Genomic DNA, 11,088 nt, shown 5'->3' on the forward strand with positions numbered 1-11,088 from the left:
GTCATGGCCCCTGCACCTGCATCCCGGGAGCGGATGTCGCAGCTGCCCTATCGCCCGAAGGCGGGGGAGATCCCGACCAATCCCGGGGTCTACCGGTTCCGGGATGCCGACGGGCGCGTGCTGTACGTCGGTAAGGCGAAGAACCTCCGCGCGCGACTGTCGAACTACTTCGCGCCGCTGTACTCGCTGCACGAGCGCACCCGCCGCATGGTCACCACGGCGGCCAGTGTGGAGTGGACGGTCGTGCCCAGCGACGTCGATTCGCTGCAGCTCGAGTACATGTGGATCAAGGAGTTCGATCCGCCCTTCAACGTGCGCTACCGCGACGACAAGTCGTACCCGTTCATGGCCATCACCCTCGCGGATGAGGCGCCGCGCGTCATCGTCACCCGCAATCACAAGATCCGCGGGGCCAAATACTTCGGGCCGTACCCGAAGGTCTGGGCGGTGCACGACACGATCGACCTGATGATCAAGGTCTTCCCGATCCGCACGTGCAGCGACTCGTCGTACAAGAAGGCGATGGCCTCGGGTCGTCCCTGCTTCCCGGGGCAGATCGGCCGCTGCGGCGGACCGTGCTCGATGAAGGTGACCGTCGAGGAGCATCGCGCCGTCGTGAACGACTTCATCTCCTTCATGTCGGGCGGCGATCAGCGCTTCACGCGCGAGCTGACGGCGCGCATGAAAGAGGCGTCGGCGGCGATGGACTACGAATCGGCCGCCCACTACCGCGACCGTCTGCAGGCGATCGACGCGGTGCTGGGCAAGAGCGCGCTCGTTCTGGCTCCCGACACGGATGCCGACCTCTTCGGCATCGCGGAGGACGAACTCGCCGCGACCGTGCAGCATTTCGTCGTGCGCGGAGGCCGCGTGCGCGGTGTGCGCGCGACGACGATCGAGAAGGAGATCGACATCTCCGGAGCGGAGCTCGTCGATCAGGTGCTGCAGCGCACCTACGGCGACGCCGATGCGTCGGACATCCCCCGCCAGGTGCTCGTACCCGAGCTGCCCGATGACGCCGAGCAGCTGGAGGACTGGCTGCGCGAGCGACGGGGCCGGCCGGTGACGCTGCAGATCGCGCAGCGCGGGCGCAAGGCCGATCTGCTCAAGACCGCGACCCTCAACGCCCAGCAGGCGCTCATGCTGCACAAGACCCGCCGCACGAGCGATTACGTCGCCCGGTCGCAGGCCCTCACCGACCTGCAGGAAGCGCTCGGGATGAGCGAGGCGCCGCTGCGCATCGAGTGCTTCGACGTCTCGCACCTCGCGGGCACCAACGTCGTGGCATCCATGGTCGTGTTCGAGGACGGGCTCCCGCGAAAAGACCAGTACCGTTCTTTCGGCGTCGCCGAGACCACCGACGACACCGACTCGATGTACCAGGTGCTCACGCGTCGTCTGGCCTACCTCGACCGTCCCGATGAGATCGAACCCGAGACGGTGAACGGCGCGATCGTCGCCGCCCCCGAGTCGGAGGAGGCCACGAGCGACGGCGACGTTGTCACCGCCCGCAAGCGTCCGCGCTTCGCGTACCGCCCGCAGCTGCTCGTGGTCGACGGAGGACAGCCGCAGGTGGCCGCCGCGGCGCGGGCGCTGGCCGACGCGGGTCACGAGGAGATCGCCCTGTGCGGCATCGCCAAGCGCCTCGAGGAGGTGTGGCTGCCGGGGGAGGAGTACCCCGTCATCCTGCCCCGCACCTCGGAGGCGCTCTATCTGCTGCAGCGACTGCGCGACGAGGCCCACCGTTTCGCCATCGTGCACCAGCGCAAACGTCGCAAGCGCGACATCACCAGCGTGCTGTCGGAGGTGCCGGGTCTCGGTGATGCCCGCATCAAGGCTCTGCTGCGCCACTTCGGCTCGGTGTCGGCGCTCAAGAACGCCAGCCCGGACGAGATGACGGTGCTGCCCGGTATCGGGCCGACCCTGGCAGAGGCCATCCACACGCATCTGTCTCGATAGGCTGAGGACGAGGACGGGAGACGATCACCATGGAACCGGCACGCGACGAGCCAGGTGAGGTGCTGATCGTCACGGGCATGTCGGGCGCCGGCCGCTCCACGGTGGCGAATGCGCTCGAAGACCTCGACTGGTACGTGGTCGACAATCTGCCGCCGCGCATGCTGCGCCCTCTGCTCGAACTCACCGAACTCGCCGGTGGCGCCGTCCCCCGCGTGGCGGTCGTGGTCGACGTGCGCGGGCGCTCGTTGTTCGGCGACCTCCCCGAGGCGATGCGGACGCTGCAGGCCGGACGCCAGGTGCGCGTGGTCTTCCTCGACGCCTCCGATGCGGTGCTGGTGCGCCGCTTCGAGGCGGTGCGACGGCCGCACCCGCTGCAGGGCGACGGCACGATCCTCGACGGCATCCGTCGGGAGCGCGAGCGCCTGGCTCCGGTTCGCGAGGCCGCCGACGTGGTCATCGACACGTCGAGCCTGAACGTCCACCAGCTGTCGTTGCGCACGGTCGCGCTGTTCGGCGAGGAAGGGGCGGCCCGTCACACGATCACCCTGATGAGTTTCGGCTTCAAGTACGGGCTGCCGCCCGACGTCGACCTCGTGGCCGACATGCGCTTCCTGCCGAACCCGTTCTGGAACGACGAGCTGCGTCCGTTGACCGGTGAAGACCCCCGCGTGCGGGAATACGTGCTGGGGCAGGAGGGCGCCTCGGCGTTCCTGGACGCGTATTCGGCCGCGCTGCGGCCCGTGCTCGAGGGTTATCAGCGCGAGAACAAGCGGCATTCCGTGGTCGCCGTGGGGTGCACGGGGGGTAAGCACAGATCGGTGGTGATGGCGCGCGAGCTCGCTGCACGTCTGGCCGATGTTCCGGGGGTGGCCGTCCGCGTGGCTCACCGCGACCTCGGTCGCGAGTAGGCTGTAACGTCGTCCCCGCCGCCCCCCACCCGAGGAGAATCGTGCCCCTGACCGCCGACGTGAAGGCCGAGCTCATCACCGTCCGCGACCCGCGCCCGACCGCGCGCGTCGCCGAGCTCACGGCCCTCCTGCGCTTCTCCGGTGGTCTGCACTCCATCGCCAATCGCGTCGCCGTCGAGGCTGAGTTGGACTCCGACATCCTCGCGCGTCGCGTCGCCCGCGACCTGATGGAGCTGTACGGCGTTCGCCCCGAGCTGCACCACGTGCAGGGCTCCGGCGGTCGCAGCGGCGGTCTCTTCGCCGTGCGCGTGATCGAGGCGGGTGAGACGCTCGCCCGTCAGACGGGGCTGCTCGATCAGCGACGTCGCCCCGTGCGCGGTCTCCCGAACAAGCTCACGACCGGCTCGCGCCCCGACCTCAGCGCCATCTGGCGCGGCGCGTTCCTCGCGAGCGGCACGCTGAGCGATCCCGGCCGGTCGGCTGCGCTCGAGATCTCCTGCCCCTCGTCCGAGGCGGCGATGGCCCTCGTCGGCGCGGGGCACCGCATCGGCATCCCGGCCAAGGCCCGTGAGGTGCGCGGCGTCCCCCGTGTCGTCGTGCGCGACGGCGAGGCCATCCGCGGCGCCCTCTACGAGATGGGTGCCCGCCGCACCGCGGGGGAGTGGGATCAGATGCGCCAGCGCCGCGAGGTGCGCGCCGGCGTGAACCGTCTCGTCAACTTCGACGACGCGAACCTCCGCCGATCGGCCCAGGCCGCCGTCGCCGCGTGCGCGCGCGTCGAGCGCGCCCTCGAGATCCTCGGTGACGAGGTCCCCGACCACCTGCAGCAGGCGGGCGAGCTGCGTCTGGCCCATCGCGATGCGAGCCTGGACGAGCTCGGCCACCACGCCGATCCGCCGCTGACCAAGGACGCCGTCGCCGGGCGTATCCGCCGTCTGCTCGCGATGGCCGACAAGAAGGCCGAGACCGAGGGCATCCCCGGGACCGAGGCCGCGGTCCCCGTCGGCGCCGACGACTGACGGATCTATTCCGGATGCCGCGTTCCCGGCATCCGTGATCCGTTCGCGCACGGTGTGCGGCCGAGCGCCGCGCTCTCCGACTGCCCCGGCCCCGGGCATCCGATCCGGCCCGCGCGAGGGGAGCCCGCCCGGACCGAGTCCGCGCCGGCTCGGGTGCGCCGACACGCCACCGGTCCGCGAGTCCCCGACGCCCGACGACGCGCCCGGGCCGCTACCTTCCGTCACGCGGGGAAGCAACCCTGTGGGTTGCGCGTTGGCCCTCAATAGGATGAAGACGTCACCCTCGCTGCGCGATCCCTCAGCTCGTCGTCTTGGCGGAGAGGTTTCGGCGGCGCCCGATTCGGAAGTAGAGAACATGGCGAAGTACACGCTGCCCGAACTGCCCTACGACTACTCGGCGCTGGAGCCGCACATCAGTGCGACGATCATGGAGCTGCACCACAGCAAGCACCACCAGACCTACGTCAACGGCGCCAACACCACCCTCGACCTCCTCGCCGAAGCGCGCGAGAAGGGCGATTTCGCCAACATCAACCGCCTGCAGAAGGACCTCGCGTTCAACCTCGGCGGTCACACCAACCACTCGATCTTCTGGACGAACCTCTCGCCCAACGGTGGCGACAAGCCCACCGGCGACCTCGAGTCGGCCATCGACGACCAGTTCGGCTCGTTCGACGCCTTCCGCGCGCAGTTCACCGCCGCCGCCCTCGGCGTGCAGGGCTCGGGCTGGGCCGGCCTGTTCTGGGATTCGATCGGGGAGAACCTCGTCATCCAGCAGTTCTTCGACCAGCAGGGGCAGATCGTCGCCGGTACCGTTCCGCTGCTGCTTCTCGACGTCTGGGAGCACGCGTACTACCTCGACTACAAGAACGTGCGCGCCGACTATGTGAAGGCCTTCTGGAACATCGCCAACTGGGCCGATGCGCAGGAGCGCTTCGCCGCCGCCCGCGAGAAGACCGCGGGTCTGCTGGTACTGTCGTAAACGGTGCGGAGTCCCGGTGGGACACCCACCGGGACGCCGTTGTCCGCCAGCGAAACCGCAATCACGCGCTCATCGCGCACAACTGATTCAGGAGATATTCCGTGACCGTCAAGATCGGAATCAACGGCTTCGGCCGTATCGGACGCAACTACCTCCGCGCGGCTCTCGCGCAGGGTGCCGACCTCGAAATCGTGGCGGTGAACGACCTCACCGACAACAAGACCCTCGCGCACCTCCTCAAGTACGACTCCGTGGGCGGCGTGCTGTCCGAGGACGTCTCGTACACCGAAGACTCCATCACCGTCGGCGACAAGACCATCAAGGTCTTCGAAGAGCGCGACCCCGCCAACCTCCCCTGGGGCGAGCTGGGCGTCGACATCGTCATCGAGTCGACCGGCCGTTTCACCAAGGCCGAGGACGCCAAGAAGCACGTCGCCGGTGGCGCCAAGAAGGTGCTCATCTCGGCTCCCGCCACGGGTGACGACGCCACCATCGTCATGGGCGTGAACGAAGAGACGTACAACCCCGAGACCGACGTCATCATCTCGAACGCGTCGTGCACCACGAACTGCCTCGCGCCCCTCGCGAAGGTGTTCAACGACGCCTTCGGCATCGAGCGCGGCTTCATGATGACCGCTCACGCCTACACGGCCGACCAGAACCTGCAGGACGGCCCGCACAGCGACCTGCGTCGTGCCCGCGGTGCGGCGATCAACATCGTCCCCGCCTCCACCGGCGCCGCGAAGGCCATCGGCCTCGTCCTGCCCGAGCTGAACGGCAAGCTGAGCGGCTCGTCGTACCGCGTTCCGGTTCCCACCGGCTCCATCGTCGACCTCACGATCGTCACCCCCACCGAGGGTCTGACCGTCGATCAGGTCAACGAGGTCTACAAGAAGGCCGCCGCCGAGGGGCGCCTCAACGGCATCCTGCAGTACACCGAGGACCCGATCGTCTCGAGCGACATCCAGGGCAACCCGCACTCGTCGATCTTCGACGCGGAGCTGACCAACGTCAGCGGCAACCTCGTCAAGGTGTCGTCGTGGTACGACAACGAGTGGGGCTACTCGAACCGTCTCGTCGACCTGACCGAGTACGTCGCCGAGCGTCTCTGACCCTCCATGGCTCTGCGCACCCTCGATTCGCTGGGGTCGCTCGCCGGCACGCGCGTCATCGTCCGTTGTGATCTGAACGTCCCCCTCAAGGACGGCGTCATCACGGACGATGGCCGCGTGCGCGCGTCGCTGCCGACCCTCAATGCACTGATCAACGCCGGCGCGCGCGTGGTCGTGTGCTCGCACCTGGGCCGCCCCGACGGGGCGCCCGACCCGAAGTACTCGCTCGAGCCGGTCGCGCAGCGCCTGTCCGAGCTGCTCGGCCAGCCGGTCGCGTTCGCGCGCGACACGGTCGGCGAGTCGGCTCAGGATGCCGTCGCCTCGCTCGAGGACGGAGAAGTCGCGGTCATCGAGAACCTCCGCTTCAACGCGGGGGAGACCTCGAAGGACGAGTCCGAGCGTCAGGCCTTCGCTCGCGAGCTCGCCGGTCTCGGCGATGCCCTCGTGTCGGACGGCTTCGGCGTCGTGCACCGCAAGCAGGCGAGCGTCTACGACCTCGCCCAGTTGGTGCCCTCGGCCGCGGGCCTGCTCATCCAGAAGGAGCTCGAGGTCCTCGACCGCCTCACCGAGAACCCCGAGCGTCCGTACACGGTCGTGCTCGGCGGATCGAAAGTGAGCGACAAGCTCGGCGTCATCGAGCACCTATTGCCCCGCGTGGACAAACTCCTCGTCGGCGGCGGCATGATGTTCACGTTCCTCGTCGCCGAGGGGCACAAGGTCGGATCGAGCCTGCTCGAGCAGGACCAGATCGACACCGTGAAGGGCTATCTCGCCACGGCGAAGGAGCGCGGCGTCGAGATCGTGCTGCCTGTCGACGCGGTCGTGGCGGCGTCGTTCTCGGCGGATGCCGAGCACGTGGTCGCCGATGCCGACGCCCTGGAGGACACCGCCTTCGGCGCCTCCGGTCTCGGCCTCGACATCGGGCCGCGCACGGCGGAGATATTCGCTGACGCGATCCGGGGCTCGCGGACCGTCTTCTGGAACGGCCCGATGGGCGTGTTCGAGATGAAGGCGTTCGAAGCCGGCACCAAGACCGTCGCCCAGGCGCTCACCGAGGTCGACGGCCTCAGCGTCGTCGGCGGCGGCGACTCCGCGGCGGCCGTGCGTCAACTCGGTTTCTCCGACGACCGATTCGGTCACATCTCCACCGGCGGAGGCGCCAGCTTGGAGTTCCTCGAAGGCAAGAAGCTCCCCGGACTGGAGGTCCTCGGATGGCAACAGTGAACAGAACCCCCCTCATCGCGGGCAACTGGAAGATGAACCTCGACCACCTGCAGGCGGTCGCGTTCGTCCAGAAGCTTCACTGGACCTTGAAAGAGGCCAAGCACGAGAACGGCAGCGTCGAGGTCGCGGTGTTCCCGCCGTACACCGACCTGCGCACCGTGCAGACGCTCCTCGATGCCGACAAGATCGAGTTCGCGCTCGGCGGTCAGGATTTGTCCGCGCACGACTCCGGTGCCTACACCGGTGAGATCTCGGGCCAGTTCCTGGCGAAGCTCGACGCGACCTACGTGATCATCGGTCACTCCGAGCGACGTCAGTTCCACCACGAGACCGACGAGGTCGTCGCGGCCAAGACCCAGGCGGCGCTCCGTCACGGTCTCGTGCCCGTGATCTGCGTGGGCGAGACCTCGGAGGACCTCGAGAAGTTCGGCGCCAGCGCCGTTCCGGTCGGGCAGCTCGAGGTCGCACTCGAGGGCGTGTCGGCGGACGCCGACATCGTCGTGGCGTACGAGCCGGTCTGGGCCATCGGTTCCGGCCAGGCGGCGACGCCCGACCAGGCCCAGGAGGTCTGCGCCAAGCTGCGTGCCGTCGTCGCCGACAAGCTCGGTGCCGATGCGGCCGCGCGCACCCGCGTGCTCTACGGCGGCTCGGTCAAGTCCGGTAACATCGCCGGGTTCATGCGCGAGCCCGATGTGGACGGCGCGCTGGTGGGCGGTGCGAGCCTCGTCGTCGACGAGTTCGCGGCGATCATCCGCTTCCAGAAGCACGTCGGCGTCTGACGCCCCTCCGGATGCCCGCGGCAGCACGCCGCGGGCATCCGTGCGTCTGAGACGCGTCCCCGTATACTTGACGCTTGTGCGGTCGTCCCGTCCGCTCGCGAAAGGCTTTCGACAGTGCAGATTCTCGAGTTCGTCCTGCAGGTGCTCCTGGGCGTCACCAGCCTCCTGCTGACCCTGCTCATCCTGCTCCACAAGGGTCGCGGCGGCGGTCTGTCCGACATGTTCGGCGGCGGCATGAGCTCCGCCCTCGGTTCGTCGGGCCTGGCTGAACGCAACCTCAACCGTTTCACGATCGTGCTCGCGCTGGTGTGGTTCATCACCATCGTCGGTCTCGGTCTGCTGACCAAATTCGCGGAGATCTGACATGGCCACTGGCGGCAATGCCATCCGTGGCTCGCGCGTCGGCGCGGGCCCCATGGGCGAACAGGACCACGGCTTCCACGCCGACCGCGTCGCCGTGTCGTACTGGGACGCCCTCGGCAACGAGACCGTTCGCTACTTCGCGGCGGGCATCCCCGACGACGAGATCCCCGAGACGATCGACTCGCCTCACTCGGGTCTTCCCGCGGGTCGCGACAAGGCGAACCCCCCGGCACTGGCCAAGGCTGAGCCCTACAAGACGCACCTCGCCTACGTGAAGGAGCGCCGCAGCGACGAAGAGGCCGCTTCGCTCCTCGACGACGCCCTGCAGCAGCTGCGCGAGCGTCGCGGACAGTAAGCCCGCGTCGCCTCGTTTTCCACGGAGGGGCCGGATGCCATGGCATCCGGCCCCTCCGCGTTCACGGCGTCCGGGAACGGACGTCGTCTTCGCACGCCTTCCCGCACCGGTCGCCTTTCTCGGCTCGGCCTCACGGGGCGTACGCGTGCCGCACGGCGTCCGCTCAGCGGACGGGGGAGTCCGTGACGATCGTGGTCCACGGGCCGGGCGGGACGTCGGCGTCATCGATGAACGCCCAGTCGACGCGGTCGCCGTCGCCGTCGAGCTCCGCGTAGCCGAGACATCCATTGAGGGCGGGAGAGACATCGAGGCCCGCTCCGTTGTAGCGCTCGTTGGCGGGTCGGCGGTCCTCGGAGCCGAAGACGTAGGCGCTGTCGCGGTATTCGCCGGGTCCGGCATCCTGGATCTGCCCGTAGCAGAGGCGGTCGCCCTTGCGGAGGACGACCCAGCGGTTCTTCATCAGGCTCGCGCGGCGGTCGTCGACGACCGCGGCGTAGGGCGATCGGTCGGCCCAGGGGATGACCTGACCGCGCATCGCGAACCCCTCGTCGTCGTTGACGTCGTCGAAGGGGAGATCGAGGTAGAACGGGTTCTGCCGCGGCGTCATGCGGGTGGGGAAGTACCCGTTGCCGGCGGTGCGGGTCTCGGTGCGGCAGTCGTCACCGTCGACGACGCCGTCGCACCCGCCGTACGAGGCGAGCCAGTCGGAATCGTACGTCGAGATGCGCTGACTGCCGTCGGAGGCCTGGGGGTCGAAGACCTCGCCGACCCAGAAGGTCGTCGAGACGATCCCGGTGTGCCAGGGATAGCCGGTGTCGGGCAGCGGCGCGAGCGTGGGCGCGCAGCCGGTCGCGCCGACGACGGCGACCACCGCGAGGGCGATCGCCGCCGTCGAGCGCGAGCGGGGTGTCATCCGGTGACGTCGCTCTCCGTCGGACGGAACACTTCGAGCGGACCCTGTGGCGTCGACGGTGCCGACGTGTCGATCGGGGCCGTGGCGCTCATGACGGTCAGCGGCGGGGCGCTGGAACTGTCGTACAGGCCGAGGTCGTCGGTGCGGAGCGTGCCGTTGCCGAAGATGTTCAGCGCGAAGCTGATGCCGCTGTATCCCGACGGGATGGGAGCCGTGGTCCAGTCGGCTTCGGTCCAGGCATCGGCCGCGGCGAACCAGGGGCTCGATGTCCAGTACGACCACGACCCGCTCGCCGACCGGAGGTAGACGGCGAACTGCGTCGGCCCGCTCGCCTGGTACCACTCGCGCAGCGTGTACGTCCGTCCGGGGGTCACCGTCGGCGAGCACTGGCCGAGGTCGAACTGCGGCAGGAGCTTGGCGTCGCCGTCGACGTACCCCGTCATCGAGATGCCGCTGGCGATGTTGCCGGTGTGCGCGGGGGAGCCCGTGCTGAAGGAGGGCGTGTTGGTGCCGTAGCCCCCTCGCATCCAGCAGTCGGGGGCGCCCGTCTCCATGCCGGGGTTGACGATGCCGTTCGTCGAGCCGGTGGCCGCCGGCACGGCGGGACCGTCGACGACGGGCTTCGTGGTCCCGCCGATGACGCTTCCGATGGTCTTCACGACCGTGCCGGCGGACTGCCGGGTCTTCAGCCACGACAGGAACTGGCTGAAGGTCGACGTCGTCACGGCGAGGTCGCTGCAGGCGTCGTCGCACACGTCGTGGAACGTGTACTGCACCCACCCGCCGCCGTTCTTCTCGGCGTTGGTCACGCCCTGCTTCAGGTCGGCGAGCGTCCAGGTGGCGTCGACCTGATCGAGCGCGGCGAGGGCGAACGGATCGGGCGGAGGCGTCTTCTCGGCGTAGGCGCAGTCGGGGCAGCCGAAGCGGCTCTTGATGTCGCCGAGCAGGCGACCGCTGTTGTATCCGCATGCGGCGACCGCCTTCTCGACGTCGGGCGTGCTCGAGGCGAAGGGGTAGGCGAAGCTCTTGACCGTGAAACCCCACGAGGTGAGGTTCTTGCGGTCCAGGCAGATCTGCCGGGTCGCCTCGTCGACGCTCACGTCGGCGAGGTCGGGGTGGTTGACGGTGTGCCCGCCGATCTCATGCCCGGCGTTCTTGAGCTTCGTGAGGTCGGCGCGCGTCATGTGCCCGGCAGCGCCGATGTAGCCGGAGGGGACGTAGAAGGTCGCCTTCATCGCGTTGGCCTGCAGGGCGGGCAGAGCGTTCAGCTGGTCGGCGTTGGCGTCGTCGAAGGTGAGGCTGACCACGGTGCGGGTCGCCGCCTCGGCGGGCGGGGGCGCGAGCGCGACCGAGGCTCCCGCCACCACCGCGAAGGCCGAGACGACGGCGAGGACGCGCCGCCATCTCGGGGGCGCGAGGGTGGGCGGGCGTCGGCGTTCGATCCGGAGGTCTCGTCGGAGCATGGGCTCTGCCT

Annotated in this window: 11 protein-coding genes; 9 read left to right on the forward strand and 2 right to left on the reverse strand. The window is 69.0% G+C overall.

The genetic code is table 11. The features are described from left to right. Positions 1-3 precede the first annotated feature (3 nt). The 9 genes from uvrC to ACFZA2_RS09030 all read left to right on the forward strand — a co-directional run bounded on the left by uvrC (position 4) and on the right by ACFZA2_RS09030 (position 8,701). On the forward strand, positions 4-1,959 hold the full coding sequence (gene uvrC, locus ACFZA2_RS08990; protein WP_391403473.1) for an excinuclease ABC subunit UvrC: 1,956 nt from the start codon (positions 4-6) through the stop codon (positions 1,957-1,959). A gap of 29 nt (positions 1,960-1,988) precedes the next feature. Beyond that, positions 1,989-2,867, forward strand: a complete 879-nt coding sequence (gene rapZ / locus ACFZA2_RS08995; RefSeq protein ID WP_136585809.1) for an RNase adapter RapZ — start codon at positions 1,989-1,991, stop codon at positions 2,865-2,867. Between the two features lie 41 nt (positions 2,868-2,908). Continuing rightward, positions 2,909-3,886 (forward strand): DNA-binding protein WhiA, encoded by a 978-nt coding sequence (gene whiA / locus ACFZA2_RS09000; RefSeq protein WP_315995873.1) that lies wholly within the window; start codon positions 2,909-2,911, stop codon positions 3,884-3,886. A 355-nt stretch (positions 3,887-4,241) separates the two neighbouring features. Next, positions 4,242-4,868 carry a superoxide dismutase gene (locus ACFZA2_RS09005; protein WP_076675340.1) on the forward strand — a complete coding sequence of 209 codons (627 nt, stop codon included), beginning with the start codon at positions 4,242-4,244 and terminating at the stop codon, positions 4,866-4,868. 101 nt (positions 4,869-4,969) lie between these two features. Further along, the gene (gap, locus tag ACFZA2_RS09010; RefSeq protein ID WP_076675342.1) at positions 4,970-5,980 is read left to right on the forward strand and encodes a type I glyceraldehyde-3-phosphate dehydrogenase; all 1,011 of its coding nucleotides are present in this window, start codon (positions 4,970-4,972) and stop codon (positions 5,978-5,980) included. 6 nt (positions 5,981-5,986) lie between these two features. Beyond that, positions 5,987-7,204 carry a phosphoglycerate kinase gene (locus ACFZA2_RS09015; protein ID WP_315995871.1) on the forward strand — a complete coding sequence of 406 codons (1,218 nt, stop codon included), beginning with the start codon at positions 5,987-5,989 and terminating at the stop codon, positions 7,202-7,204. After that, positions 7,192-7,983 (forward strand): triose-phosphate isomerase, encoded by a 792-nt coding sequence (tpiA, locus tag ACFZA2_RS09020; protein ID WP_315995870.1) that lies wholly within the window; start codon positions 7,192-7,194, stop codon positions 7,981-7,983. Before ACFZA2_RS09015 ends, tpiA begins: the two co-directional genes overlap by 13 nt. A gap of 114 nt (positions 7,984-8,097) precedes the next feature. Continuing rightward, positions 8,098-8,346 carry a preprotein translocase subunit SecG gene (secG, locus tag ACFZA2_RS09025; RefSeq protein ID WP_315995869.1) on the forward strand — a complete coding sequence of 83 codons (249 nt, stop codon included), beginning with the start codon at positions 8,098-8,100 and terminating at the stop codon, positions 8,344-8,346. A 1-nt stretch (position 8,347) separates the two neighbouring features. Beyond that, positions 8,348-8,701, forward strand: coding sequence for an RNA polymerase-binding protein RbpA (locus tag ACFZA2_RS09030; RefSeq protein ID WP_055955187.1), 354 nt, complete (start codon positions 8,348-8,350; stop codon positions 8,699-8,701). A gap of 163 nt (positions 8,702-8,864) precedes the next feature. Here the strand turns inward: ACFZA2_RS09030 and ACFZA2_RS09035 are convergent, their stop codons facing one another. Then, on the reverse strand, positions 8,865-9,614 hold the full coding sequence (locus tag ACFZA2_RS09035) for a hypothetical protein (RefSeq protein ID WP_391403483.1): 750 nt from the start codon (positions 9,612-9,614) through the stop codon (positions 8,865-8,867). Continuing rightward, positions 9,611-11,077, reverse strand: a complete 1,467-nt coding sequence (locus ACFZA2_RS09040) for a polysaccharide deacetylase family protein (RefSeq protein ID WP_391403486.1) — start codon at positions 11,075-11,077, stop codon at positions 9,611-9,613. The genes ACFZA2_RS09035 and ACFZA2_RS09040 overlap by 4 nt, the downstream gene beginning before the upstream one ends. Positions 11,078-11,088 lie beyond the last annotated feature (11 nt).

The sequence above is a fragment of the Microbacterium sp. NPDC007973 genome, assembly GCF_042958465.1.
Lineage (GTDB): Bacteria > Actinomycetota > Actinomycetes > Actinomycetales > Microbacteriaceae > Microbacterium > Microbacterium galbum.

Excerpts from the sequence above, each read along its gene's own strand:
- rapZ (WP_136585809.1), top strand. The coding sequence starts at position 1,989 with ATGGAACCGGCACGCGACGAGCCAGGTGAGGTGCTGATCGTCACGGGC.
- tpiA (WP_315995870.1), top strand. The coding sequence starts at position 7,192 with ATGGCAACAGTGAACAGAACCCCCCTCATCGCGGGCAACTGGAAGATG.
- ACFZA2_RS09040 (WP_391403486.1), bottom strand. The coding sequence starts at position 11,077 with ATGCTCCGACGAGACCTCCGGATCGAACGCCGACGCCCGCCCACCCTC.
- ACFZA2_RS09035 (WP_391403483.1), bottom strand. The coding sequence starts at position 9,614 with ATGACACCCCGCTCGCGCTCGACGGCGGCGATCGCCCTCGCGGTGGTC.
- ACFZA2_RS09015 (WP_315995871.1), top strand. The coding sequence starts at position 5,987 with ATGGCTCTGCGCACCCTCGATTCGCTGGGGTCGCTCGCCGGCACGCGC.
- ACFZA2_RS09005 (WP_076675340.1), top strand. The coding sequence starts at position 4,242 with ATGGCGAAGTACACGCTGCCCGAACTGCCCTACGACTACTCGGCGCTG.
- uvrC (WP_391403473.1), top strand. The coding sequence starts at position 4 with ATGGCCCCTGCACCTGCATCCCGGGAGCGGATGTCGCAGCTGCCCTAT.
- ACFZA2_RS09030 (WP_055955187.1), top strand. The coding sequence starts at position 8,348 with ATGGCCACTGGCGGCAATGCCATCCGTGGCTCGCGCGTCGGCGCGGGC.